Source organism: Fibrobacter sp. UBA2449, from assembly GCF_002342555.1.
Classification (GTDB): domain Bacteria; phylum Fibrobacterota; class Fibrobacteria; order Fibrobacterales; family Fibrobacteraceae; genus Fibrobacter.
Window position 1 is genome coordinate 120,554 of the sequence record NZ_DDQF01000020.1, and the last position, 26,523, is coordinate 147,076.

At 54.5% G+C, this 26,523-nt stretch carries 25 protein-coding genes and 1 tRNA gene; 23 read left to right on the forward strand and 3 right to left on the reverse strand.

Annotated elements, in window-relative coordinates; genetic code table 11:
* Positions 1–200: 200 nt before the first annotated feature.
* From B4B27_RS13335 to B4B27_RS13355, 5 genes are all read left to right on the forward strand, one after another.
* Positions 201–2,084 carry a glycoside hydrolase family 11 protein gene (locus tag B4B27_RS13335; RefSeq protein WP_290727134.1) on the forward strand — a complete coding sequence of 628 codons (1,884 nt, stop codon included), beginning with the start codon at positions 201–203 and terminating at the stop codon, positions 2,082–2,084.
* A gap of 303 nt (positions 2,085–2,387) precedes the next feature.
* Positions 2,388–4,007 carry a glycoside hydrolase family 11 protein gene (locus B4B27_RS13340; RefSeq protein WP_290727328.1) on the forward strand — a complete coding sequence of 540 codons (1,620 nt, stop codon included), beginning with the start codon at positions 2,388–2,390 and terminating at the stop codon, positions 4,005–4,007.
* 161 nt (positions 4,008–4,168) lie between these two features.
* Positions 4,169–5,194, forward strand: coding sequence for a hypothetical protein (locus B4B27_RS13345; protein ID WP_173381490.1), 1,026 nt, complete (start codon positions 4,169–4,171; stop codon positions 5,192–5,194).
* Between the two features lie 15 nt (positions 5,195–5,209).
* Positions 5,210–6,472 carry a CsgG/HfaB family protein gene (locus B4B27_RS13350; RefSeq protein ID WP_173381491.1) on the forward strand — a complete coding sequence of 421 codons (1,263 nt, stop codon included), beginning with the start codon at positions 5,210–5,212 and terminating at the stop codon, positions 6,470–6,472.
* 72 nt (positions 6,473–6,544) lie between these two features.
* Positions 6,545–7,486 (forward strand): outer membrane beta-barrel protein, encoded by a 942-nt coding sequence (locus B4B27_RS13355; protein WP_290727135.1) that lies wholly within the window; start codon positions 6,545–6,547, stop codon positions 7,484–7,486.
* A gap of 130 nt (positions 7,487–7,616) precedes the next feature.
* Here B4B27_RS13355 and B4B27_RS13360 read toward each other — a convergent pair whose 3' ends face one another.
* Both B4B27_RS13360 and dapA read right to left on the reverse strand, forming a co-directional pair.
* Complete coding sequence (locus tag B4B27_RS13360; protein ID WP_290727136.1) at positions 7,617–8,285, reverse strand: hypothetical protein; 669 nt, start codon at positions 8,283–8,285, stop codon at positions 7,617–7,619.
* 8 nt (positions 8,286–8,293) lie between these two features.
* Positions 8,294–9,250, reverse strand: a complete 957-nt coding sequence (gene dapA / locus B4B27_RS13365) for a 4-hydroxy-tetrahydrodipicolinate synthase (protein ID WP_073114919.1) — start codon at positions 9,248–9,250, stop codon at positions 8,294–8,296.
* 117 nt (positions 9,251–9,367) lie between these two features.
* Here dapA and B4B27_RS13370 point away from each other — a divergent pair, with 117 nt between their 5' ends.
* From B4B27_RS13370 to B4B27_RS13420, 11 genes are all read left to right on the forward strand, one after another.
* Positions 9,368–10,933, forward strand: coding sequence for a peptide chain release factor 3 (locus B4B27_RS13370; RefSeq protein WP_173381494.1), 1,566 nt, complete (start codon positions 9,368–9,370; stop codon positions 10,931–10,933).
* 79 nt (positions 10,934–11,012) lie between these two features.
* Positions 11,013–11,408, forward strand: coding sequence for a hypothetical protein (locus B4B27_RS13375; RefSeq protein WP_173381495.1), 396 nt, complete (start codon positions 11,013–11,015; stop codon positions 11,406–11,408).
* Positions 11,408–12,580, forward strand: a complete 1,173-nt coding sequence (locus B4B27_RS13380) for an OmpA family protein (RefSeq protein WP_290727137.1) — start codon at positions 11,408–11,410, stop codon at positions 12,578–12,580. The genes B4B27_RS13375 and B4B27_RS13380 overlap by 1 nt, the downstream gene beginning before the upstream one ends.
* 8 nt (positions 12,581–12,588) lie before the next feature.
* On the forward strand, positions 12,589–12,795 hold the full coding sequence (locus tag B4B27_RS13385; protein ID WP_290727138.1) for a type II toxin-antitoxin system Phd/YefM family antitoxin: 207 nt from the start codon (positions 12,589–12,591) through the stop codon (positions 12,793–12,795).
* A 257-nt stretch (positions 12,796–13,052) separates the two neighbouring features.
* Positions 13,053–14,624, forward strand: coding sequence for a 2-isopropylmalate synthase LeuA2 (leuA2, locus tag B4B27_RS13390; RefSeq protein WP_290727139.1), 1,572 nt, complete (start codon positions 13,053–13,055; stop codon positions 14,622–14,624).
* A 12-nt stretch (positions 14,625–14,636) separates the two neighbouring features.
* On the forward strand, positions 14,637–14,975 hold the full coding sequence (locus tag B4B27_RS13395; protein WP_072811330.1) for a hypothetical protein: 339 nt from the start codon (positions 14,637–14,639) through the stop codon (positions 14,973–14,975).
* A 26-nt stretch (positions 14,976–15,001) separates the two neighbouring features.
* Positions 15,002–15,916, forward strand: a complete 915-nt coding sequence (locus tag B4B27_RS13400) for a fibrobacter succinogenes major paralogous domain-containing protein (protein ID WP_290727140.1) — start codon at positions 15,002–15,004, stop codon at positions 15,914–15,916.
* Between the two features lie 143 nt (positions 15,917–16,059).
* Entirely contained in the window at positions 16,060–17,001 is a 942-nt protein-coding gene (locus tag B4B27_RS13405) for a fibrobacter succinogenes major paralogous domain-containing protein (protein WP_290727141.1), read from the forward strand.
* A gap of 16 nt (positions 17,002–17,017) precedes the next feature.
* Positions 17,018–18,343 (forward strand): pyridoxal phosphate-dependent aminotransferase, encoded by a 1,326-nt coding sequence (locus B4B27_RS13410; protein WP_290727142.1) that lies wholly within the window; start codon positions 17,018–17,020, stop codon positions 18,341–18,343.
* Positions 18,344–18,390: 47 nt separating this feature from the next.
* The gene (locus B4B27_RS13415) at positions 18,391–19,494 is read left to right on the forward strand and encodes a glycosyltransferase family 4 protein (RefSeq protein WP_290727143.1); all 1,104 of its coding nucleotides are present in this window, start codon (positions 18,391–18,393) and stop codon (positions 19,492–19,494) included.
* A gap of 251 nt (positions 19,495–19,745) precedes the next feature.
* The gene (locus tag B4B27_RS13420) at positions 19,746–20,384 is read left to right on the forward strand and encodes a hypothetical protein (protein WP_290727144.1); all 639 of its coding nucleotides are present in this window, start codon (positions 19,746–19,748) and stop codon (positions 20,382–20,384) included.
* 123 nt (positions 20,385–20,507) lie between these two features.
* Here the strand turns inward: B4B27_RS13420 and B4B27_RS13425 are convergent, their stop codons facing one another.
* On the reverse strand, positions 20,508–21,101 hold the full coding sequence (locus B4B27_RS13425; protein ID WP_290727145.1) for an FKBP-type peptidyl-prolyl cis-trans isomerase: 594 nt from the start codon (positions 21,099–21,101) through the stop codon (positions 20,508–20,510).
* A gap of 38 nt (positions 21,102–21,139) precedes the next feature.
* On the opposite strand from B4B27_RS13425, the gene B4B27_RS13430 reads away from it, so the two are divergent.
* From B4B27_RS13430 to B4B27_RS13460, 7 genes are all read left to right on the forward strand, one after another.
* A complete protein-coding gene (locus B4B27_RS13430; RefSeq protein WP_173365448.1) occupies positions 21,140–21,868 on the forward strand; it encodes a metallophosphoesterase family protein in 729 nt (242 codons plus the stop codon).
* 4 nt (positions 21,869–21,872) lie between these two features.
* Complete coding sequence (locus B4B27_RS13435) at positions 21,873–22,334, forward strand: 23S rRNA (pseudouridine(1915)-N(3))-methyltransferase RlmH (RefSeq protein ID WP_290727147.1); 462 nt, start codon at positions 21,873–21,875, stop codon at positions 22,332–22,334.
* Positions 22,335–22,469: 135 nt separating this feature from the next.
* Positions 22,470–24,131, forward strand: coding sequence for an endo-1,4-beta-xylanase (locus B4B27_RS13440; RefSeq protein WP_173365450.1), 1,662 nt, complete (start codon positions 22,470–22,472; stop codon positions 24,129–24,131).
* 36 nt (positions 24,132–24,167) lie between these two features.
* Positions 24,168–24,350 (forward strand): hypothetical protein, encoded by a 183-nt coding sequence (locus B4B27_RS13445; protein WP_290727148.1) that lies wholly within the window; start codon positions 24,168–24,170, stop codon positions 24,348–24,350.
* A 2-nt stretch (positions 24,351–24,352) separates the two neighbouring features.
* The gene (locus tag B4B27_RS13450; protein ID WP_290727149.1) at positions 24,353–24,679 is read left to right on the forward strand and encodes a stress response translation initiation inhibitor YciH; all 327 of its coding nucleotides are present in this window, start codon (positions 24,353–24,355) and stop codon (positions 24,677–24,679) included.
* Positions 24,680–24,755: 76 nt separating this feature from the next.
* On the forward strand, positions 24,756–26,294 hold the full coding sequence (locus B4B27_RS13455; protein ID WP_173365453.1) for a hypothetical protein: 1,539 nt from the start codon (positions 24,756–24,758) through the stop codon (positions 26,292–26,294).
* Positions 26,295–26,379: 85 nt separating this feature from the next.
* Positions 26,380–26,452, forward strand: a tRNA-Arg gene (locus B4B27_RS13460).
* Positions 26,453–26,523 lie beyond the last annotated feature (71 nt).

Consider the following 26,523-nt stretch of genomic DNA (forward strand, 5'->3'; position numbering starts at 1 on the left):
GGCAATACATGTAACATATATTAACAAAGGCGCCTCCGGGCGCCTTTTGTCGTGAAATAAGTTTACAAAAACTGCCCGAATTTTGACAAATTCGGCGTTGAAATTTACAACAACGCTTTGTATATCTTGTGTAAAAGAAAAGAACGTTTTCAATATAAATTACAGATAAGGGATCGCGTCGATTCTTTATAGGAGTAATTATGAAGAAATGTTCTTTGGCCGGTATCGGCCTTGCCATGACGCTGGGGTTAGCGGTATCGGCTTTCGCTGCTGATGCCTGCAACGACAACATGGGTCATACAGGAAACGGCTCACAAGTGAGCGGCAACAGGGTGGGTTCTATCAATGGGACCCCTTGGGGCTTTGAACAGTGGTATCAGGGTGGCAACGCCTCGATGACCTACTACAGCAATGGTACGTTCAAGGCCAACTGGAGTGGTTCTAGCGACTACCTGACTCGCGTGGGCTACCAGTACAACGGCAACGGCATCAGCCACAAAACAAAGAACTTTGCGGTCGACTACAAGTACACCAAGAGCGGTAACGCCCAGTACGGTTACATCGGCGTTTACGGCTGGACCAAGAACCCGGAAACGGAATACTACATCGTGGACGACTGGTTCAGTAAGCCGAGCGAACAGTATGTGGGTGAAAAGTTCGGCGAAATCACGGTGGATGGCGCCAAGTACTCCATCCACGCGTTCCTCCGCCAGCAGGAACCCTCCAAGTCGGGCACTTCTACGTTCGTGCAGTTCTTCAGCATTCGCGAGACTCCGCGTCAGTGTGGCCATATCGACATTTCTGCCCACTTCAAGAAGTGGGATGAACTCTTCACCGGCCAGCAGAAGCAGCTTCGCGGTTCGAAGGGCGGTGGATCTGCTTCGCTCAAGTTCGGTAACGTGACCGAAGTGATGCTCATGACCGAAGCGGGTGGCAATGCTACGGGTTCCGTGGACTACACATACTTTAATATGGTCGACAATGCTACGCCGTCGCCGACTTCTAGCGCCTCGTCGAAGTCTAGTTCCTCCGTGGCAAAGTCTAGCTCTTCTAAGGGTGGGACTGCAGTTTCGGGCACCATCGACGCCTGCAAGGACGCTATGGGCCATGAAGGCCAGAGCAAGACGGACAATGGCCGCAATAACTCAAGCTCTACGGGCAATATCGGCTCCACTGGTTACCATTACGAAATCTGGTACCAGGGTGGCAACAACTCCATGACCTATTACGACAACGGAACCTACACCGCCAAATGGAGCGGCACAAACGATTTCCTTGCCCGCGTAGGCTTCAAGTATGATGAAAAGCAGACTTATGAACAAGTTGGTCCCATCGATGCTTACTACAAGTGGAGCCACCAGGGCAGCGCAGGCGGTTACAACTACATCGGTATCTACGGCTGGACAGTTGACCCGCTCGTAGAATACTACATCGTGGACGACTGGTTCAACAAGCCGGGCGCAAACCTCCTCGGCCAGAGAAAGGGTGAATTCACGGTTGACGGCGATACCTACGAAATTTACCAGAATACCCGCTACAACGCCCCCTCTATCAAGGGCGACCAGACCTTCCCGCAGTACTTCAGCGTGCGTAAGAGTGCCCGTCAGTGTGGCCATATCGACATTACGGCTCACTTCAAGAAGTGGGAATCCCTCGGCATGAAGATGGGCAAGATGTACGAAGCCAAGGTACTCGTAGAAGCGGGTGGTGGAACGGGTTCGTTCGACGTGACCTACTTCAAGATGACCGACGCCAAGCATCCGCTCCCGCAGCCGGAACCGGAATCTAGCTCCAACGTGGCCAAGTCCAGCTCCAGCGGTAGCGCAAAATCCAGTTCTAGCCGTGGCGGGTGGAACTGGGGCCGCAGCAGTAGCTCTACGGATGCTATCCCGTTCATGACCCAGGCTCTCGCGACTATGGATGGCCAGTTCATGGTGTTCGACATGCAGGGCCGCTCTCTTGGCGCAATCGACGTGCCGGCCGGTTCTACGGTTGCTTCTGCCATCAAGGCGAAGTTCAAGAATACGGGCATCTACCTCGTGAAGCAGGGCAAGACCTTCCTCCGCGTGAAGGTGACTCCGTAAAAAACGCTTAATCTTCAGATACTCCTGAACGAGATTCCCTGCGAAAGTGGGGAATTTTCGCTAAAAACGGCAATTTTTTGCACGTTGCGCGTTGTTTTTTGCAACAACGCCTTTTTGTTGGTTGTATTCCAGTTTGGAGTGTTCCGATATATCTTTAGGGCAGAAACCTAAACATTCAGGAGTTAGAAAATGAATAGGAGTATTGCAAAAATTGCAAAGATGGGGATTGCCATAGCCGCAATTTCGTCATCCATTTCTTGGGGGCAGACCACCCTTAACTGCTCTAATGGCCAATCCCAGAAAATGGGTAGCGGCGCTGGCTATGATTACGAACTCTGGAGCCAGAATGGTGCCGGCAACGCAACTATGACGCTTAACCCGAGCACCGAAAATGGTGGTGCATTCTCCGTTGAATGGAGTGGTACTATCAACATGTTGGCCCGTTCCGGAAAGCGTTGGGGGTCTAACTCCACTGTTACCGTACAGAATGTGGGTAATATTACCTCCGAATTTGAAGTGGAATGGAGCTCCACCGACAACGTGAAGTATGTCAGTGTCTATGGCTGGGGCTATTACGACCAGCAGGACATTCCCAGTGGTTTCAGCAACGAAATTGAATACTACATTGTCCAGGATCGCGGAAGCTACAATCCTACCCAGGGCGGTAAAAAGTTCGGTTCTGCAGTTATCGATGGTATTAGCTACGATTTCTATACGACCGACCGTATTCAGCAACCTTCTCTTTCGGGTACCAGCACCTTTAAGCAGTATTGGTCCATCCCGTCGAATACGAGCCAGCATCGCACCAAGGGCACCATTTCTATTTCCAAGCACTTCAGCGAATGGGCTAAAGTGGGTATGAAGATGGGTAGACTGTATGAAGTTGCTTCCATGAAAATTGAATCCTACACTGGAAATACGGGCACTGCAAAAGGTCATGCTACCGTTAAGAAGAACCTGCTGAAAATCGGTGGCAGTGCCGATGAACTTGCCCTCAATGTAACTGCATCTCCGGCTGCTGCAGGTACTGTGACAAAGAGCCCGAACGCTAACTATTATGCTCCCAAGACAACTGTTCAGCTCACCGCCAAAGCCAACGAAGGCTGGAAATTTGTGGGTTGGGAAGGTGCTGTTACCGGCTCTACCGAAACCATTTCTGTAACCATGGACAAGGAAAAGGATGTGGTCGCCAAGTTTGAATTGGTCGGCGAAACCACAGTGAACCTTCTTAAGGATGGTGATTTCCCGAGCAGCAGCGTGATTTCTACAAACCAAGATGCATCTTGGTTCCTGGGTCAGGGTTCAAACTGGGGTAACTCTGCTGCTAAGACTTCTGTTTCTGGTGGCACGGCTACGGTTAACGTTACCACTATTGGTTCAGAACCTTACCAGCCGCAGCTTGTTCAGTACAATCTGGCTCTTGATAAGGACATGACGTACAAGCTGTCCTTTAAGGCTAGCGCTGATGTAGATCGCAAGATTGAAGCTACTTTCCAGCAATCCGTAGACCCCTGGGGTGCATACGCCACTAAGGAATTTGACATCACCACTACGGAAAAGGAATACTCATTCATCTTTACTATGGAAGAAGCTTCTGATGATGCCGCTCAGTTTGCCTTCAACTTGGGACAAGCTACAGGTTCGGTCAAGTTTAGTGACGTCAAGCTGGTCTTCACCACTGCTAAACCGGGTTCCGAAAACGGTCCGGGAGACGATACGACGACTGTTATTGCCCAGCAGCTCCGCATGGACTATGCGCAGACGGTCAGTGTCTTTGACATGCAGGGCAAGTTCATGGGCAAGGTGGAACTCTCTGCGGGCACGTCGCTCAAGGATGCCGTCGCTGCAAAGTTCCAGAAGTCCGGCATCTACATGGTGAAGGGCGCCATGGGCGTCCAGAAGGTCCGTGTGGTGAACCGCTAGTTTATAGCATACTCCCTCTTTCTTTTGAAAATCCCTGCCTTCGGGCGGGGATTTTTAAGATTATGGGGGATGCCTTTTATTTTCAATGATTAGCTATTGACGGCAAGTAAAAAAAAACTTAAATTCAGAATAGCTTTATACCCTTTTCGAAAGAGGCGTGTATGAAAAAAATATCGACTTGTTTCCTGGCGTTGCTGGTGACGCTCGTTTTCGCTGTTGCAGGCTTTGCCTACGATCTCACGGGCGGCGGATACGGCCAGGTCCAGAAGAATCGTCCTTCCATTGCGTTCGTTCTCACCACGTGGGAAAAGAAGGGAATCGCCATTTCCAAGACGACAACCCAGGATACCAAGGTCCAGGGCTCCCGCGAGGAAGCTTCCGAGGAGGGATTCGACGGCTCCAGGACCGATATCGAGACGAACAATCGTACCCAGACCGATGTCACGATTGGAGTCTTTACCGAAGATATCTGGAAGAAGATTCCTGATGCTCAGATTGTCGACAAGTTCCAGCAGCAGTTCGTGAAGCAGCAGTTCAACGTGAAGGCTTCCGATCTCGCTCGCAACATCGCGCTTGCGCCCTCGCTTGCCAAGACGGGGGTGGATCCTTCGGACCGAGCCGCCGTTCGCAAGCTTGCCGAGAAGGAAGGTGTGAATTTCGTGGCCCGTGGCGAAGTGGCGGTCATCAGCTACCAGCGCGCATCGGGCAACAAGATCAAGGCATCGCTCCAGATTGGCGTCGAAGTGGTCAATGTGAATTCCGGTGAAATCGTGGCCACGTTCTCCAATGCGGTGCACACGGTCGCATCTACCATGGAAGTTGCCCGTAACGGCGGCATCAACAAGGCGGCAGTCGTCGCTGCCCGCACTCTTTCCGAACAGGTCCTGGAGGCCTGGATTAGTGCCGCGGACAATGGCTCGCAGTACACGGTCGAACTTCGCAACATGAAGTCGGCCCGCAGCCAGAGGATGCCGTTTGAAAAGGCTCTCAAGGGTATCGCGACGCTCAACTCGCAGACGCAGCCTCAAAAGGATATCGTGACCTACGCCGTGACGTTCAGGGGCTCCAAGAGCGACCTCGGCATGGCGATTCTTGAAGCGATTGGCGACAAGCCCGGCTTCGACGAAAAGTCCTTCGAGGGTCCGAACGACGACGAAGGCAAGATTGTATTTGAATTCCTAAAATAACGGAGTATCCTCAGAATGAAAAAGACATGGCTAGCCCTGCTCTCTGCAGCCACATTTGCTCTCATATCTTGCGCCGCGACAGGTCCGCACGTAGATGCTTTCAACCGTGCCCAGAAGGCGTATAATGATGGCAAGGACGACAAGGCTATCGAAGAGGCTCTCAAGTCCTTGAAAATCAAGCCCGACTATCAGCCTGCTATTGACTTCCTCAACAAGACGTTTGACGATGTGGTTTCTGCGAAGAACGACACGATTGCGATGTTCAAGAAGCGCGATGACCCGAACCCGAAGCGCTGGGACAAGATTGTTCACATGGAAGAGCAGAAGGCGGAATACGCAAAGCAGATCAAGCTGATTGCCCGCCGCAACGAGAAAATCAAGTTGAGCGTGGACTTCAACCCGAGGGATCTTAAGGTTGCAAAGGATAGTGCCGCTGCTTCGCACTATGCTGCGGGTCTCGAAAAGATGAACGGCCGTAACAAGTCCGACCAGCAGCAGGCCGCCATCCATTTCCGCAAGGCGTTTACCTACCACGATGATTACGAGGATTCCAAGAGGCTCTATGCGGAATGCAAGAAGCGCGGAACCGTACGTGTGGTCGTGGACCCGTTCAAGAACGACTACAGCGGCCGCATGGACGCAGCCCTTATTTCGGAACTCCAGAAGAACAAGGAAGCTTCCGAGTTCCTGCTGTTCCTCACGCGAGCCGACCTCGATCGCCTGCTCGACGAACAGAACCTGAGTTCTTCGGCAGATTTCCAGGATAGCGAAGGCGAGGAGATGATGGGCAAGCTCCGCAGTGCCGAATACCTCATCGCGGGTTCCATTGAGAAACACGTCTGTTCCGATGATGAACGCGACGTGGAACGCGACCGCGAAGAGAAAGAAAACACCGCGCGCGTCCAGTATGGCAGCCACCAGGAATGTGAAACTCTGAAGAGCGGCAAGCGCCGTTGCTACAACGTGCCCGACTACAAGACGGTCTATGCGCACATCGTTATCGACTCCCTGACCAAGAAGGCTTCGACCTCCGGCTTTATCCAGATTCTCGATTTCGCGACGGGTGAAATCAAGAAAAAGTCAGACATTCGCGTGGGCGTGCTCTCGTCGGGAATCGTTGCCGGTTGCACGGGTGCGCCTGAAGCGTACAAGCCGGTGTGCAAGCATACGACGATTACGCTCCGCGCTTGCAGCGAGATGAACGACCAGATGACAATCGACTTCGCGCGCAAGTCCGTGAACGAGATTGCGAAATTTACGAAAGAATTCAAAAAGTAACATTGGTTCCGAACAACCTTTTTCTAAATTTTACATTCAACAACAATACCCCCCCTTTAAGGAGAGATCATTATGAAGAAGATGTTCCTGTTCCTTGCTGCCGCAAGCCTTGTTAGCGCGACGGCATTTGCTCAGGATGACTATGACTACGGCGAGGACTACGGTTCTTCTGAATCCGCACCGGCGTCTGAAGACGGCTATACTGACATGGGTAGCAGCGACGAATCGACCTCCGACAATTCCGGTTCTGACGTCGAATACAAGAGCATGGACGACGAGAGCAAGAAGACCAGCCGCACCGAAGGCGAAGGCGGCTCCGTTTTCGATAAGCCCTACAACCTCGGCTGGAATGTCGGTGTCGGTTTTAGCGGCTTCTTCAGCACGGAAGTTTGCATTCCCAATATTCCGGGCTCCTGCGATGACTACGGTGGAGACCTCTTCGGTGGCGCTATGGAGTTCGGTGGATCTTTGAACTACCACTTCAACAACAACCTCAGCTTGATTGCCGAAGCGAACATCGACATTCGCTTCTACATGGCCAACCTCGGTCAGTTCCGCATCTCTGGCTATGACGATTACGGATATTATGGCTCCTACTACAGCGACGTGACTGTGGATGCCTTTGTCTTTGGTCTCCAGGTCCCGGTGCTTGCCCGCTACAATTTCACCCCGACCATCTATGCCGAAGCCGGTCTGCAGTTGGAACTCAACCTCGGCACGAGCATCAGCTTCTCCGACGAAGACGGCACGGAAGTGACTGGCATGACGGAAGAGATGATGGGTGACAAGTGGATCTACAATTACTTCGATGCCCAGTCCTTCGTGGCTTCGATTGTCATCGGTGGCGGTACCACGATCGATATCGGCAAGTTCTATACCGATGTTGGCGTCCGCGTCATCATCGACTTCCTGCCTTACATCAAGCTTGATGACATGTTCATTAACGCTGGTTACGAAGAAAGCTCCGCCAAGTCCTGGCAGATCCAGTTCTACATGAACCCCTGGTTCAAGTAATCGGCTGACGATTCAGGAATTCGGCCCCGCTTCGGCGGGGCCTTTTCGTTTGCTGTTGCGATGGTTATTGCTGCAATAAAAAACACCCTCGCGAGGGCGAGGGTGTAAATATTTGCCTTGAAGCGGCCGCTTACTTCTTGTTCTTCTTGGGCGGGTGCGCGGCAATCTTCTTTGTGCCCTTGGCCTTGGCTGCCTTTTCGCCGGCTTCGTAAACGGCCTGAGCCTGACGGAGAGCGTCGGTCGGGTCGATTTCGATAGCTTCGGAAGCCTCGTCCACGAGTTCGGCGAATTCGTCGTACCAGTCGGCGAAGATTTCCACTTCGAGGTGGTCGACGCCCGGAACCGTGAGGCGTGCGCCGCAGGCTTCGCCGATGCGGTCGAGGAACTTGGCCATCTGCGGCTTCAACAGCGTGAGGTCAAGACCGTCGAGGTCCTCGGGTTCAAAGTACACAGCATCGACATCGCTGTCGTCGTCCTTGGCCTTCTTTTTGCCCTTGCCGCACTTGCAGTTTTCGCCGCACTGGCATTCCACGTTCTCGTTGCCGTAGAGTGCCATGTATTCGTCGTCGTCCATGCCGCTGTCGTAGTAGAACTCGTCGTCTTCGAGGTAGAGTTCTTCAACGAACACGCCCTTGGCGCCAAGCAGTTTTGCGGCTGCGATGAATTCCTTGAGGTCGCCGCCGAAGTAGCGGGTCGTTTCCGCTTCCTCGTTCAGGGTCTGGACGGGAATGGGGGAGAGCTTCTGCTTCTTGAGGTAGTCGCAGATTTCGTCAGTAATGGATTTCTGAATCTTAGCCATGGGGCCTCCTATACGTGATACTTCTTCAGGCTTTCGGCCTTTTCGTTGATGAGCTTCATGATGCGGGCCACGGCTTCGTCACCGCGGGCGGTATCCTTCACGCTGGTCATCGGCTGGAAGAGCGGGCTGTTGAACATCGTTCCTAGCGGAATCGGGTTCTTGCGGCAGAAGGTCGCTTCCACGTAGTCGCGGGCGGCGTCCTGCAGGTCGTCGCACTTCTGGAACTCGCCCTTCTGGAAGGCCTTGTACAGGTCTACGAAAATCTTTGCCGCTTCGGGGATGTTCGCCGTTGCGCTCACGAGGCCCGTGCCGCCCATTTCGAGCATGTCGATGAAGAATCCGTCTTCACCGCTGAGCACTGCGAAGTCGTTGTTCTTCGTCTCGTTAATCACGCGCTTCGTGTCTTCATGGAACTTTTCGCCAATGCGGAAATCGACCGCCTGCTTGAGTCCGATGATGTTCTTGTCTTCGGAAAGGGCGATGAGGGTGTCGGGGTGGACGTAGCTGGCGGTACGGCCCGGCACGTTGTAGATGATAATCTTCGCGCCCGTTTCGGAGCTCAGCGTCTTGAAGTGCTTCTCGATGCCTTCCTGCGAGGGGTTGTTGTAGTAACCCGTGACGCAGAGGACCGGGACTTCCGCAATCTTCAACACTTCTTCGATCATCTCGACGGATTCGCGGGTGCAGTTGCTGCCTGCGCCTGCGATCACGGGAACACGGCCGTCCACGTAGTCGAGCGTGAACTTGATGATGTCGAGGTGCTGCTTGTGGGTGACTGTCGCACTCTGACCCGTGGTACCCACAGGGAGAATGCCGGAAACGCCGGAAGCGATAAGGTCGTCAATCATCTTTTCCATCTTCTTGTAGTCGACGGAGTTGCGGAGACACTTGGGATCGTCGTCCATCAGCGGGGTGAACAACGCGGGGAAAACACCAGTAAGTTGAGAAGCTTTTGTAATCTGCATAGTGTCATAAATATACTAAAAGGCGAGAGTCGCGGCAAAAGCTATTTTGTTTTTGATATGGATGGCCGCGAAAAAAACTATATTTGTCGCCTGATTACAATAACGGGCTTTTGAACCATGAACGCAGAAATTGAGAAACGCCGCACCTTCGCCATTGTCAGCCACCCGGACGCGGGTAAGACCACCATCACCGAGAAGTTCCTGTGGTACGGGAACGTGATTCGCGAGGCGGGCCACGTTCGCGCGAAGGCCAACCGCAGCTACACCGTGAGTGACTGGATGAAGATCGAACAGCAGCGCGGTATTTCGGTCTCGAGTTCCGTTTTGAATTTCCCGTTCGAAGGTTGCATGTTCAACCTCGTCGATACCCCGGGGCACCAGGACTTCTGTGAAGACACCTACCGCGCCCTGACCGCTGTGGATGCGGCCCTCGTGCTTATCGATAGCGTGAACGGCGTGGAAAAGCAGACCATCAAGCTCATGGACGTGTGTCGCATGCGCCACACCCCGATTATCACGTTCATCAACAAGATGGACCTCGACGGTCGCCATGTGCTCGACCTGCTCGACCAGATTGAAAATGTCTTGCACATCAAGACGGCCCCGTTTACGCTCCCGATTGGCGTGGGCAAGCTTTTCAAGGGCGTGTATTCCATTGCCGAGAATACGTTCCATACCTTCAACAAGGAAGAAGGCCACCAGGAAATCATCCAGATGGAAGGCCCGGACGATCCGCGCCTCGTGGAAATGTGCGGCGAGAACTGGGTGAACCAGTTCAAGGAAGAATACGAGATGGTCACGGGCGGTATGGATCCGTTCGACCACGAGAAGTTCCTGAAGGGCGAGATGTGCCCCGTGTTCTTCGGTTCTGCGGTGAACAACTTCGGTGTGCGTCAGCTTTTGAACGCTTTCGCAAAGCTTGCGCCGCCCCCGATGGTGCGCGAGACCGACAAGCGCCCGGTGAGCCCCGACGAGGATGCCTTCAGCGCATTTGTGTTCAAGATTCAGGCCAACATGGACCCCAAGCACCGCGACCGTACGGCCTTCCTGCGAATTTGTTCGGGAAGCTTTACCCGCGGGGAGAAGGTTTTCCATGTGCGCACGGGCCGCGAAATCCGCCTGGCCGCCCCGACGGCGTTCCTCGCGAAGGACAAGGAAGTCATCGACCACGCCTGGGCGGGCGATATCGTGGGTATCAACGACCCGGGACTGTTCCGCATCGGCGACACGCTCACGGACGGCGAAAAGATGAACTTCACGGGCATTCCTGACTTCGCTCCGGAACACTTTGCCCGCGTTACTTTGTTGAACCCGCTCAAGTCGAAGCAGATGGCGAAGGGCCTTGCCGAACTTAGCGAAGAAGGCGCAACTCAGTTGTATGAACCGCTCAAGTCCGCGATTCCGGTTATCGGCGTGGTGGGCGAGCTGCAGTTCGACGTGCTCAAGTTCCGCCTGCAGAGCGAATACGGCGCCGACGTTTCGCTCGACCGCGTCCCGGCCCACGGCATCCGCTGGGTGTCGGGCCCCGAGAAGGATGTCGGCAAGTTTGCCGAGGAATACGCGATGGACTGCATGATGGACAAGGAAAGGAACCTCGTGTGCCTTTTCCCGAACGAGTATCGTCTGAACCTCGCGATGAAGAATTACGAGAATTTGAAGTTTGCCGAGACGTCGCAGGGTTAACCCTTGCGGGTTCCGGTGGTCTAGAGCCGCTGTTCTTTACTATATTGTTGGGTGATTGGTTTAAATAAAGGAGTTCTCTATGAAATTGAGATTTTTTGCAGCGGGCGTAGCCGTTACGGCGGTTGCCCTGCTGTCTGGTTGTGCCGGAAGCGTAAATGCGACACGGTCGATTGAATATGCATCTGCCAATAAGGCGATTGCCGAGGAGGCGAAAGCGGATCCCGCACAGGTCGAATCGACAAATGCGAAACTCGATTCCGCAAAGGCCTTGCAGGCAAGTGGAGAAGACGAGCAGGCTGCCGCCCTTGCCGAACAGAGTGCCCTTGAATACAGGCTTGCCGTTGCGACGGCCGAGCGCGATGCGGCAAAGAAGGAAGATGAACGCGTCGAGAAGGAACTTCGTGGCGATGTCGAACGCAAGCTCATCTACCAGAACATTCTTGACCAGGAAACGAAAAAGGCGGAGGCGAAGTAATGAAGACAAGGAATCTGTTTGTTATTACGGCCCTGGTGGCATCCGCTTGCTTTGCTGCCGAAGAAGCCAAGGCCGAAGCTCCTGCTGTTGAAGCCCCTGCAGCCGAAGCCCCCGCTGCAGAACCGAATGCCGTTGAGGCGTGCAAGGCGTCTATCGATGCGGCGTCCAAGGATGTTCCCGCAAATGCCGTTTCTGCAAAGTATTCTCTCGCAGCCGCAAAGGCTACTCTCGCCGACCTGGAAGCGGCGTTCAATGATGACCCCGAATCCGATGGCGTAAAGGCTCTTGCGAACAAATGCGACATGACGGCGAAAATTGCTGCGGTCCAGGCCGAAACGCAGGCTCTTCGCAACCATACCGCCGAGAACTGGGAAAAGCGTGCAGCGACAGCGCGCTCCATTGAAGCCATTCAGGAACAGATTGGCCAGGCCCGTAGCGGTAAGGTAAACGACCTTGAGGCTGAAAAGGCCAAGATGAAGGACCAGGAAGCCCGCCTCCAGGCCGAAATGCAGCAGAATCAGGAAAAGTTCCAGGCTGAAGCAGCCGCCAAGGAAGCGGCTCTTAAGGCCGCCAGCGAGCGCGAAGCCAACCTCCAGAAGCAGCAGGCTGCCTTGCAGCAACAGCTTGAAGCTGAGAAGAAGGCCCTTGCCGAGGAGCGCGCGAAGGCCGAAGCCCGCCAGGCCGAAGCCATGAACAAGCTGAACGAACTCCAGTCCAAGCTCATCCAGGTGACGAAGGACGCCCGCGGTATTATCCTTTCCATGTCCGACATCCTGTTCGACGTGAACAAGGCATCCCTCAAGGCCGACCTCAAGACGAGCCTCGCGAAGGTTGCGGGAATCCTCTCCGTGTACCAGCAGTTCAACGTGTCTATCGAGGGGAACACGGATAACACGGGTTCTGCCGAGCATAACATGAAGCTCTCGCAGCAGCGTGCCGACAACGTGAAGAACTTCCTCGTGGAACAGGGCATTGACGCTGGCCGCCTTACTGCCAAGGGGCTCGGGATGACCATGCCCATTGCCGACAACAAGACGAAGGAAGGTCGCCAGAAGAATCGCCGCGTGGACCTCGTCATTCAGGACAAGGCCCTGCAGAATGCTGAACCTGTGGCTGAACCCGCCGCTCCTGCCGAAGGTGCCGCTCCGGCCGCTGAACCTGCAAAGAAGTAAGGTTCCGTATGGCAAAGACAGTCACCGCCATGGAGGCGAGGCAAAACTTCGGCAACTTGCTGAACCAGGTCTCGCTCTCGCAAGAAGAAATCGTGATTGAACGTGCGGGCAAGCCGCTTGCGCGCCTCGTGAACGTTTCATCTTCGCGTTCCGGCGGTGAACTGGACTTTCGCGATATCGGCAAGCTCCCGAACGGCATCTGGGAGGAACGCTAGATTGCGGGCGTCTCGAAACAGCCCCTTGCCACGTAGCCTAAAACTTTGTATATTCTATAGCATGAGAAAGATCCTTAACCTTCGACTTCTACTTGGCATCGCCCACGGAGCGAGGTTTTAGGCTATTTCGTTTTAAATAGGAATTAACTTAAAGGGCCCGCTTCCGTGACGAAGCGGGTTCTTTTTTATGGCAAAATGCTATTTTTGAACAGGAAAAAGAACTTTGCGGCGCATGGAAGCCGGCAAGGAGATGAAAAATGAGCAATGTAAGTGCCGATATGGCGAACAGACAACCCTTCTTTTACGATGTCACCCTGCGTGACGGCAACCAGGCTCTTCCGAAGCCCTGGAACAACGCCCAGAAAAAGGACGTATACCTGCAGCTCTTGAAGCTCGGCGTGCAGGGTGCTGAAGTCGGCTTCCCGGCTTCGAGCGAGATGGATTTTGAATCGTGCAAGGAACTGGCGCAGCTCACCGCGAAGATGGCCGAAGAAGGCGACGAGGTGGCAAAGCGCGTGGTTGTCTCGGGCCTGGCCCGCTGTGTGGAAAGCGATATCCAGCGTTGCTGGGAGGCGGTTCAGTTTGCGCCGCACCCGCGCATCCATACCTTCCTTGCGACAAGCCCGCTCTCGATGGAGCACGTGCTGCACCTGACCCCCGAACAGGTCAAGGAGAAAGCGGTTCATTGCGTGAAGTTTGCCAAGTCGCTCGTTGGCGACAAGGGCGATGTGGAGTTCAGCGCCGAGCATTTCGGTGACTGTCTCGAAAACATGGATTTCGTGATTGACGTGCTGAAGGCCGTGGTCGAAGCCGGTGCGACGACCATCAATCTGCCGAATACGGTGGAACGCTACCGTCCGTTCCTGTATGTGAACCAGATCAAGCAGGTGTACGAGGCGCTCCCGAAGGACGTCACGATTTCGGTGCACTGCCATAATGACCTTGGCATGGCGACGGCTGCGACGGTCGAAAGCTTCTTCGTGGGAGCAACCCAGCTGGAAGTCGCACTGAACGGCCTGGGCGAACGCTGCGGCAACACGAATTTCTACGAAGTCGCGGTCGCGCTGCACAACTCCGGCGTGAATACGGGCCTGCACATGGAGCGCATTTACGAAACGGCCATCCTGATTTCCCAGTGGTCGGGTATCAGTATTTACAGCCGCGCCCCGCTGATTGGCGCCGAAGCCATCGTGCACCGTAGCGGCATCCACCAGGATGGCGCCTCCAAGACGAAGGACATGAAGAAGGGCGCCTACCGCCCGATTGACTACTCCATCATCGGCCGCCACCAGAACGACGCCCTGAGTTTCACGAGCCAGAGCGGCCGCACCGCCGTGTACGAGATTATCACGAAGTTCGGTTACAAGATGACGCTCGCCGAAGCCGCCGAACTGCAACCGATCCTGAAGGCCTACAGCGAAAAGGAAGGCGAACTCAGCGCCGAGCGCGTGCTGGACGTGTTCCGCGAGCAGCGCGTGAACGTGAACGGCCGCCTGGTGTTCAACAACATCGAGGTCATCCCCGACGAGAACCGCTTCATTTTCCACTTCAAGAAGGATGGTGAACCGCTGGTGAGGTCCATTACGGCAGAAGGCCCGATCGAGGCCGCCCTCATGCTCATGCGCGAAATCGGCATGCCGGTAGAACTCGTCAAATACCGCCAGCTCGTCGTTCCCGAGAAGGACAAGTTGTGGGCGGGCCGCGGGCTTAGCCGCATGCTCCTGAAGGCGGGCGATGTCGAGGTCGAAGGCCGCGGCGTCTCTAGCGATACGCTCAAGGCCAACATGCGTGCCCTCTTCGGCGGCGTGAACCTGCTGTATAAGAAGTAATTCGGAGGCCCCATGCTCGAACAACTCAAGCGCCCTTTCAAGAGACACTACGAAAAGTACCGCTCCAAGCTGGACGGCTTTGTAGGCCCGGTTAAGGAATCGGCGTCTAAGTTGCTCGCGATGCTCCCGAAGATGGAAGCCTTTGCGGGTTCCGAGGACTTGGGCCAGGAATCCGACGGCTCCACCTCGGGCGGCAAGCCCGGCCTGCTAGCCAAACTCAAGGATTTCAAGAAGTCCATCAAGGGTCTCTCCGACTTCCAAAAGCTCATCCTGTTGACCATCGCCGTCGTGCTCCCCGCGGGTATCCTCATCGCGGTGGCGTTGGCTGGCATCCTGCGCCGTAAGAAGTAGTTTTTTTGTAAAGAGGAGGAGAAAAAATGAAGTCGGTTTCAAGGTTGTCTTTGTGGAAGTTGCTGGCCCCAGTCGGGGCTTTTGCTTGCACAATGCTTGTCGCTTGCGGAGACGATGGAAGCGATGTCTTCCTGACGCGCTCTGACACGGAGTCTTCGGATGTTTCGTCATCTTCCGCCCAATCATCCTCGTCTTCGGACAGGTATTCTTCGAGCGTGAGGTCTAGCAGCGCTCGCTCCAGCAGTAGTATAAGCGTGGCTTACGCGGAACCTTGTAGAGACGAGTACTTTGATGATTGCGAATACGGAACCCTGGTTGACGAACGTGATGGGCAATCCTACAAGACCGTAAAAATCGGTGACCAGTGGTGGATGGCCGAGAATTTGAATTTTGCCTACCTGCAGCCGACCGAAACTCGAGATTCCTCCAGTTTTTGCTACGATGACGATGCTTTGAATTGTGAAAAATATGGTCGCTTGTATTTATGGGGCGCAGCGATGGACAGTGCCGCTATTTATAGCGATGACGGCATAGGATGCGGGTATATTCACGATTGCAATCCCGCTGAGAGGGTGCAGGGTGTTTGCCCTCAGGGTTGGCATGTGCCTACAAGGGCTGAATTCATGGTTCTTTATGAATCCGTAGGCGGTTATGACGATAATGTTGTTGCAAAGAAAAAATTGATGGCGGTCGATGAATGGCGCGACTGCGGTGCTGGGTGTACAGACTCCTACGGGTTCACTGTTCTGCCCGTAGGCTATTTCGATGAAAAGTATGAGGACTTGGGCAGCAATGCGCTTTTCTGGAGTTCTACTCCATATGATGAGGGGTCTTCTACTGATAACGCCTACTATATGTATGTCAATTTTTATATGGGTTTTGGTACTGCTGACAAAGATGATGCCAACTCTGCGAAATCGGTCCGTTGCTTAAAGGACTAAACTTGATGCTCTCTTCCCGTTTGCCTAAAGATCTTTCTCCGTCGCCGTTTTTTGTGTTCTGTCTAGCTATTTGTTCCATTGTCGGAATAAAGTAACGCTCAGTAGTGAACTTATTGTATATTTACGGAAAAAAGGAGGATTTTGTGAAAAAAAGTCTTTTGCTACTTGGAACCGGCATCTTCTTGACGGCGCTTTTCTCCGCTTGCGGCGATAACGGTTCGTCTACGGATGTTGACGATTCGTCTTCCAGTGTCGCAGACGACAACGGATATTCGTCATCTTCCGTTTGGGCATGGGATACCCTTCCAGCGGCACTGCAATATATGGCAGATTCGCTACCCGAAATGAATCCGACGACGCCACCTTGCAAGACGGATAGCACGGATACTTGCGAATATGGATCCTTGACTGACGATCGTGATGGTCAAATTTACAAGACCGTAAAAATTGGTGACCAGGTCTGGATGGCGCAAAACCTGAACTTCGAAACGGGGAACAGCGTTTGCTTTGGAGACGCCGATTCCAATTGCGTTGAGTACGGGCGCTTCTATACATGGGCGGAGGCGATGGATAGCGCCGCCGTTTTCAGTACGAATGGTGAGGGTTGCGGGCATGAGCATGAATGTTCGCCGACTTACCCCGTACAGGGCATTTGCCCCGAAGGTTGGCATTTGCCTACAAGGGATGAATGGTGGATTTTGCTTCGAGCTGTGGTTGACACGAGTTTTAGAGGTAATCAGTTGGATACCGCTGGTTCCATGGCAGGAATGGTGTTAAAATCAACGAGTGGCTGGAACGCTAGCGAATATGGCGGATGGTACATCCCCTGTAATGATTCGATTTTTTGTTTTGTTCCTAGTGGAAACGGAACGGATGAATATGGGTTCACGGCATTGCCTGTAAGCAAACAGTCTTTGTTGGGGGAATGGGAATATGGTGATGATGCCTCCTTCTGGAGTTCTTCGGAGTCTGATGAAATTCCTGGTTGTGCTGGTGTAATGGGGCTGACAGGTGCGTATTTTAAGGCTTCGCTGTTCGACTCTAGAATGTATAATCGAAAGAGTATTCGTTGCCTTAAGGACTAGCTATTAATCACTTCCTATGCTTTCTTCCCGCTTGCCTAAAGATCTTTCCCCATCGCCGTTCTTTGCCGAATTGGAACGCGCGAAGGCCGATGTGTGTGCGGAATGTGCAGGCTCAAACGCGCTCCCGTTTATCGACATGACGGTAAGCAGCCCGGTCAAGGCTGGCTTGCCGATTGACTTGGATGCAGCGGTGGAGGAGACGCGCAAGGATTTCGGTTGCTGGAATCCGGATGCGGCGGGGTGGAAGTCTGCACGCGAGGCGGTGGTGGAGTACTATCGCGAACGCGGCGGTAACTTTACCGCAGGCCAGATTATTCTGACTGCTAGTACGAGCGAAGCATACTCTGTTTTGTTCAAGACATTCTGCGATCCGGGCGATGTAATCCTCACGCCGATGCCGGGCTATCCGCTGCTCGATACGCTTGCCCAGCTGGAACATCTGGAATGTGCACCGTACTTTTTAAAATTGCAACGGGAGAAGAAAAAAAAGATCCCCGCCTGCGCGGGGATGACATCGGGCGTGGATTTTCGATTCATACTCGATACCGACAGCCTGTTGGCAGCTCCTGAGAAAGCGAAAATCCTGCTGCTGGTCTCTCCGCACAACCCGACGGGGCATTGCGTGTCGCGCGAGGAATGGAATGCGGCGGTTCGTTTTTGCGAAGAGAACGACATGATTCTCGTGGTGGACGAGGTTTTCGGCGATTACGGTTTTTCGCCGGAGGTCCGCCGTAGTTGGGAATACCTGATGGGCGGAAAGAGAGATTCCCGCCTGCGCGGGAATGACTGTGGGCGAGAGTCTCTTTGGGATGCGGGCGGCGGCGATTTCATCAACCTTCCCGAAGACGGCCCCAAGTGCCCCATATTCTGGCTGAACGGCTTAAGCAAGGCTGTAGGTTCCCCGCAGCTCAAGCTCGGTTGGATGGTTTTCTACGCGCCCCGCGAACGCTTTGAAGAAATCCGCGCGGCACTCGAATTCGTGGAAGACGCCTACCTGAGCGTGTCCGCCCCGGCGCAGGCTCTCGGCACCGCGCTCCTCAAGCAGTCCGCCGCCTACGAATCGCGCGTCAAGGGACGCCTTTTGCAGAACTGGCAGACCCTTCGTGAAGCCTTCCCGTCCAAGTACTGCCCCGAGGTCCTCGGCGGCTGGTATGCGGTTATCCGCCTGGGCGAAGACGACGAGGAACTCACACTCCGTTTACTCCGCGAAAAGCACGTGCTGGTGCAGCCCGGGTTCTTCTTCGACTTTGACGAAGATGGCTGGGTGGTTATCTCGCTCCTGCAGGAACCGGCGCTGTTTAAGGAAGCAGTAGCGAGGATGCGCTCGCTTGCGGATTCCTAGTACCTGAAAATTTGTATATTACACGCGGAAATTGAACAGGTCGTAACGTGGAAAAGAAAAAGATTTTGCTTATCAACTGGCGCGATATCAAGAACCCGGAAGCGGGTGGCGCCGAACTGTACTTTCACGAGATTTTCAAGCGCATCAACGCCCGCAACTACGAGGTGACAGTCCTTTCGCATAGCGTGAAGGGCCTGCCCGACGAAGAGGTGGTCGACGGCATGCGCACCATCCGCACGGGCAACAAGTTCCTGTTCAACTACACGGCGCACCGCTACGCCCGCAAGCACCAGCACGAATACGACCTCATCGTGGAGGACTTGAACAAGATTCCGTTCTTCACGCCGTGCAACACGAAAGTCAAGCGCCTTCACATGGTGATGCACTTTTTCCGCAAGTCGATTTTCCGCGAGGCGTTCTTCCCGATGGCGCTTTACGTGTACCTGATGGAACGTGCGGTGGCGCTCTTCTACAAGAACGAGAACTTCCTCGCCATTTCGCAGAGCACTGCCGACGAGATTGCCGACATGGGTATCAAGGCCAAGTGGATCGAGGTGGTGGAGCCGGGCATCGATACGGAATACTTCCACCCGACCGAGAAGAAGGCCGACCCTCCGGTGATTTCTTACGTGGGTCGCCTCATGAAGTACAAGAACGCGCAGTTCGTGATCAACGCCATGCCGCGCCTCCGCGAACTGGTGCCGGGCGTCGTACTTGAGGTCGCGGGTGGCGGGGACTACCGCGCCGAACTCGAAAAGTTGGTGGACAAGCTTGGCGTGCGCGATTCCGTGAAGTTCCTCGGGCGCGTCTCCGAAGACGAGAAACGCGACCTCCTGAGCCGCTCCTCCCTGTTCATCAACCCCTCGTTCAAGGAAGGCTGGGGCATCAACAACATCGAGGCGAACCTCTGCGGCACGATCTCGATGAGCAACAACGTCGCTGGCCTCAAGGATTCCGTGGTGGACGGTGTGACCGGCCTCTTGTACGAGAATGACGACCCCGAGGGCTTCTGCGAGAAGGCCGCGGCCGTTCTGCATGACAAGGCCCGCCTTGCCGAACTCGAAAAGAACGCCCGCGAGCGTGCCCTGACCATGAGTTGGGACGCAATGGCCGAAAAAATGGAAAAAGTTGTTGAAAAAGCGTTTGTATAACGTTTTTTGACACAAAATTTTGTTAAATTTCCGCCCGTGATTGCCCCCTGCGGTTCATCGCTGCGGCGAAAACCGCCCTGCTCCAGATTCCTGAGCCGGACTCAAGTCCGCTGGATAGGAGCCCCTGGCCGTCAAGCTTCCCTAGAAGCGCTATTAAGATGGCCCTAAACTACACACACTCGCAATCACCCCTGCGGCGGGTCTTTTCCAGCCTTCCGTTGTGGCTTAACCCTTATTTATGAGGTGCCCAGATGGAAACATACATCGCAATTGCTCTGTCGCTCGTCGCAGTGATTCTGAGCATCGTTATCCTGACTAAGGTTAACAAGGTTCTCGACAATCTCCATACTCCGATTGTTAAAAAGCTCACCCCGGACATGAACTTGAAGCCGAATTCCCGTCGCCCCGTAAGCGCACAGGACATGGCTCAGCGCGGTGACCGCAACAACAAGGACCATGGCAAGGATCGTCAGAACAACAAGGAAGCTCGCGGTGACAAGCAGGCCCAGCCCGCCCAGAACCGTGACCGCAACGAACAGCGCTCCGACCGTGGCCCGCGCCGTGACCGCCGTGAAGGCCGTCCCGACCGTCCGCGTCGTGAATTCAACAAGCCGGCTGCCGAAGTCGCAGCTCCTGCCGAGGCCGTCCAGGCTCCGGCCGCCGAAGCTGCCGCTCCCGTTGCAACCGAAGCCCGCCGTCCGCTCGCTCCGCGCATCCCGGTTGAAACTCCGGCTGCCCCTGCCGCTCCGGCTGTCGAAGCTCCTGTGGCCGCTCCCGCAGCCGCCGAAGCTCCGGTGATTGCCACTCCGACCGAGTTCGACCCGAACAAGGTCCGCTATGGCCGTCGCAACGTGATTAAGAAGCTCCCTGAGCTCGCTGACGAAGCATAATCGCGGTAGCCAAGCGCACAACAGGCGAAAAGCTTGAAAAAAGTCCCCTGGTCCTAGACCGGGGGACTTTTAGTTTGTGCGAAATACGGTGGTGTAGGCTACAGGCGCCTGCAGGCCTGCGCGTTAGAATTTTTCGTCGTAGCGGTCGCTGTAGCCGTCGTCGTAGCCGTCTTCATAATCGTCGTCGTCCGGGAATCCCGATTCGAGTTCCGTGAAGCTCGGTTCTTCGATGGAGACGACCTCCACCTCGAAGGTGAGGTCCTTGCCCGCAAAGGGGTGGTTCCCGTCTACGAGTACGGAATCGCGGTAGATTTCCTTGACGATGAAGATGCCGTCGCTTTCGTCGCTGTCGAGGTTGAGGTCTTCAACGAATTCGTCGGCGGTATCGGGCAACTGGAATTCGCGGATGTCGTTGTCCATGAACATCTCGAGCTCCATCCCGAGCCAGAGTTCACCCACGTCCTGGAGTTCTGCCTTGGGCACCTTCATGATGAGGTCGTCGCGGTAGGGGCCGTACCCGAGGTTTGCGGGAATGTCGACAGAAAACCTTTCGCCGAGCTTTCGACCGGCAAGAGCGGATTCGAGCCCCGGGATGATGTTGTTGTACCCGTGAATGTAGACAAAGGGGTAGGAGGCGGGAATTTCTTCGAGAATACGTCCCTTTTCCTTGAGTACATAGGCGATACTGACCTTTGTCCTGTCTTCGATAACTTCCATACGCGCGCAAATATAGATTTTTTTGCTACATTGCTGCCATGCTTTACGGAATTTGCTCTGACATTCATTCCAACGCGACGGCGTTCGAGGCGGTGCTTCAGTCCATGGAAGAAAACGGGGTCGAAAGGCGCGTCTGCCTGGGCGACCTGGTGGGCTACGGTGCAGACCCTGACGAATGTGTAAAACTCGCTCGCGAAAACATGGATATCTGCCTTATCGGAAATCACGATAGCGTGGCCATCAAGTACGAATCGAGCGTCGGGTTCAACCCTTATGCGAAACAGGCAATCGACTGGACACAGGCGCACCTGAGCGAAGAATCGGCGGATTACTTGAAGGCGCTTCCTTATATCCGTGAAGAAAATGACATCACGTTTGTGCACGCCTCTCCGCTTTCGCCTGCGGACTGGGTCTACGTGACCGACCTCGAGGAGGCGCTTGAGGCGTTTGACCATTTCCGTGGCACCTACTGCTTTATTGGCCACACGCACAGCCCTGTGATTGTCGCGAGCCGCCCGATGGCCATCCCCAAGATTTTGGACGAGTACGAATACACCATCGTGAATACGGAGCGTCTGCTCGTAAACGTGGGAAGTGTCGGGCAACCGCGCGACCGCGACTGCCGCGCCTGCTGGTGCCTTCTCGATACCGAGACCAAGTGCGTGAGGCTCATCCGCGTAGAATACGATGTGTTCCAGACGCAGGAACGCATGCGCAAGGCGGGAATGCCGAGCTTCCTCATCGACCGCCTGAGCGTGGGCCGCTAGCGCCATGAAATGGGTCCTCGCTGTTTTCGGTAAGGCCGGTTCGCCGTTTATCGCGGACGAGGTGGACAAGTACGTGAAGCGCTTGCGGGGCGGCATGTTTCCGCTCGAGGTCGTGGAACTCAAGGAATCAAAACTCGATGACCGCGTGCAGTCGCTTGCGCAGGAGGCCGCGCTATTCGAGAAAAAGTTCCCGAAGTCGGAATACCGCCGCGTCATCCTTTCCGAAGAGGGCAAACTCATGGATACGGTAAAGCTTTCGGACACGCTCCGTGACCGCTTCTCGGGCAATATCGTGTTCTTGATTGGGTCCGCCTACGGGATCGACGAGAGCCTGAAAAAGACGGCGGACCTGCTGCTGTCGCTTTCGCCTCTGACGTTCACGCACGACCATGCCCGTGTGATTATGGCAGAACAGCTCTACCGCGTGCAGATGGTGATGCAGAACCACCCGTACCATCACCGATGATACGGGCTTGATACACTTGCTACACTTTGATATTTTTATAAAACACTTCTGTTTTTTCTTGTAAACGAAAAAAGGCATTTTATAGGGTGAACGTTGGTTTCCACAATCTATATTGTGCTAAAAAAGAGGTTTACTATGGATTTTTCGAAGACTGCGACTGCCCTGGCTCTCTCTGCCGCTTTTCTTGCTGCGCCCTCGATGGCGAAGAACGTGCTGAGCAACGGCGATATGGAATATGGAGACGGGGGCTGGTACCTGTGGAACAATCCCGACGGTCCGGCGAAGGTTGAGATGCAGCTTGCCAAGCCCGGCCTTGGATTCGACGGCTCGCAGGGCGTTAAGGTGGTGGTGAAGGATCTTCCTAAAATTTGGTGGGGACTCCAGCTGCAGCCGCCCCAGTGGCTGGCCGATTCAGCCTATTACACGCTCACCTTCAAGGCGAAGGGCAACATGCCTATCAATGCGGTGGTGCAGGGCGGGCCGCCCGACTATCGTCAAAAAGAAAGCGGGAGCTTCCAGCTTACCGACAAGTGGCAGACGTTCTCGATGACCTTCCTTGCCGACCAGAAGGGTTATGGCCTCAACAATGTGACGTTCCATGTAGGCCTGCAAAAGGGCTGGCTGCAGATGGACGATGTGGAAATCGAGAAGTCCGAGGCCATGGATACGGCCTGGTACAATAATGCGGAAACCCGCATCGATAGCCTGCGCAAGGCGGACTTCACGGTGAAGGCGGCTCCCGGTTCCCAGGTGTCCGTAAAGCTTGTCGAACATGCGTTCCCGTTCGGAACCGCCCTCAACATTACCACGAGCGACAAGAGTGACAGCATCGAGAACTGGTACAAGGGCGAAGCGAAAAAGCTCTTTTGGCATGCGGTGAGCGAGAACCAGTTCAAGTGGCCGGAATACGAACCCAAGAAGGGCAAGATTCTGAAGGACGAGATGTACCGCTACGTGGATTTCACCAGGGAAAACGGCTGGAAGCTGCGTGGACATGCGCTCATGTGGGGCCACCAGGGCTATGGTTTCGACAAGCACTACTCCAACCCCAAGAATGCGAAACAGTGCAAGGATTTCGCGAAGTTCCTCAAGGCCCGTATCGAGCGCGACCTCAAGGAATACAAGGGGAAAATTACGGAATATGACGTGTGGAACGAACCTCTGCATGAATCTTACACGTTCAATACTTGCGGCTGGGGCATCCTTGACAGTGCGTTTGTCTGGGCGCACCGTGCCGACCCGGACGCGAAACTCTACATCAACGAGTATAATGTCGTCGCGGCAGGGGAGACGGACCGCTACGTGAGCCTCATCAAGGGAATGCTCGCCCGTAAGGTCCCTGTCCATGGAATCGGCGTGCAGTGCCATTTTGGCCTGCGTCCGGTTGTGCCGGGTCTCATCAAGGAACGTCTCGACAAGCTTGCGAGCCTCGGGCTTCCGATCAAGGTGACCGAATTTGACGTTGGCGACTGGCAGGTAGGCATGAATGACCCCGAAGAAGTGCAGGCAGAAAAGTTCGAGACCTTCATCCGTACTGCGTTTAGCCACCCCGCTATCAACGGAATTGTGCTCTGGGGATTCTGGGACAACCGCCACTGGGTCAAGAACGGAGGCATCGTCGCCGCTGACGGCCGCGAAAAACCAGCCGCCAAGCGTGTCTACGACCTGTGGCACAAGGTGTGGACTACCGAGGCGACGGTGAAGGCCGGTGCGGACGGTGTCGCGAAGTTTCGCGGGTTCAAGGGCAGGTACAAGGTAACTGCCGACGGCAAGACGTTCGATTTGGAAGTGAAGTGACATCGCTTCATTTGCGGAAAAACTATATTGTGGGGCATGAAGCATCTTCCCGGCATTCTCTTTCTGCTCGCCATGCCCTGCTCGGTTTTCCTGTTTATCAAGGTTTCCGACAAGACTGGTTCCGATATCCTGGCCCTTGTTTCGGCGGTGGCGTTCTACGTTCTTGTCGGGCTCCTGGTTGCATTGGTCATGAACCGTAAATCTTCGGACAAGGAGTAGCCATGTCTATCGAAGAACGTTCCACGCTCGTTTTTGCGACCGGGGTCGGCCGCGTCAAGGAAGAAAAGCCGAAGGTCGAGCGCCCGCAGGGCGACGGCGTCGTGCGCATTCAGTTAAAGCGCCTCGGGGGCGGCAAGATGGCAAGCGTCGTCTCCGGAATTCCGCTCGATGAAGACGAACTCAAGGATCTGGCTCGCGGTCTCAAGCAAAAATGCGGTGTCGGAGGCTCCGTGAAGGACTTCAACATCGAAATCCAGGGCGACAAACGTAATATTTTGAAAACAGAACTGGAGAAAAAGGGCTTTACGGTCAAGCTCTCCGGTGGCTAAACACGCTGTTTTTGCTCTGCTTTGCTCTTTTTCGGGGAAAGTTGTCTATATTTTATTCCTGTAAAGGAATTAAAAGATGACAAAGACCTTTTTAAAAGTTTGTGTTGCCCTGGCTGCGGTTGTCGCTGCGGCACAGGCACAACAATTCAGCTCGAAGTATTTTGACTGCTGGATGGAGAATGTCGCGCACGTGAATGCGGACGAAATCCAGCGCCTTGGAATCAAGACCTATGGCGATGCGTGGATTTGCGGTTGCTTCAATGTCGAGGACACCGAAGGCGAGGACTGGCAGGAGGGCGAAGTGCTCACGAAGGTGAACAAGGTCTGGGACCTGCCGCCGTTCGAAATTTATCCCTGCCGCGCGAAGGACTGCAGCGATACGAGCGAGACCTACAACAAGAGTCTCGACCTCTGCGTCGACCACCTGAACAACAGCAGCTTCAAGCTGTCCGATTTCAAGGAGGGCGGCAAGGTTCATGATGCAATCGCTCAAAAATTCCCCGAGTCCAAGAAAAAGGCGAAGAAGGGGGAGGATTCCAATCTTACCGATTTCGGCAAGTATCTCGATGAACGCAAGGACCGTTCCGATAGCGTCCTCTGCTTTTTCCAGTATCATGAACGTCCGGGGACGGAACGTTTTCTGGACTGGGACAAGAAGGGGGTGTTCAGCATCTCCGGGCTCCCCGAAAAGCTGCTGCCCGAATCCATCGGGAGTTTCCCGGACTACAGCGATGTGCGCTGCAAGGACGGAAACGAATGGTCGGGATTCCTCGTGAACGGCTACATTGAGAACGTGATGCACGTGGATGCCGAAGGCAAGTTCCACGGTCGCGAGACGGGTTACGGCAACGACCTTACGCTCCCGGCGCGTCAGGGCAAGGATTTTGGCAAGGTCCTCTATACGGTGGACTATGTCCACGGAGTCAAGAACGGTACGGCCAAGTTCTACCGCTACAGCGCGATGGACAATCTTAGCGTGACTGACAAGAAACTCCATAAGAAGCTTGAAAAGTATTACTTCCTCCATCTCGAAGTGCCTTACCGCAAGGGCGCTGTACATGGCGTAGTCAACATGTTTTCGCACAAGGGCTTCCTCATGGCCGAAATCCCCTACTGGGATAACACGATTCATGGCAGGGTCGTGGTCCACTACCCGTTTGTCGAAGACGTGAAGGCGATTGAAGCTGCCGACAAGAAGGAACTGAAGCGCATTTCCAAGATCAAGAAGAAGAAAGACAAGGAAGAGGCCATGGAAGCCTTCAACAAGATGAAGGAAGAGCGCGAGAAGAACAAGCCCAAGGACAAGGTGACCATCGATTACAAGAAGGGCAAGCTCAATGGCCCGAACGACCTCGGATACTCCTTCGGCAACTACCGCGACGGTAAACTCGATGGCAAGTACATGACCTTTACCGTCAAGGAAACTTGCTATGAATGGATTCCGGTAAACGGGGTTGAGGGAATCGACCCCGAAACGACCAACAAGGTTTGCTTGACTGAGAAACAGGACAAAAAGAGCTGGGGCACGTTCCGCAACGGCGAACTCCAGGGCCTTATCGAATGTGCGAACGGAATCAAGGGCAAGGAGAACGTCGACTGCGACCACGCGTACTAGGCGAACTTTCGCCCCGATGACAAATCTGGCTCTTTTAGTTATATTTGTCGCGAACTTGAAGAACCGCATGGTTCTAAGGTTGCATGCCTGGTTAGTTTAACAGGATAAAACGCGTCCCTCCTAAGGATGAGCTCCGCGTTCGAGTCGCGGACCGGGTATTACGCTGGTGGTTGATTCCACCAGCGTTTTTGTTGTCATCCCCGCTATACGATACTTGGCAACTTGTTGC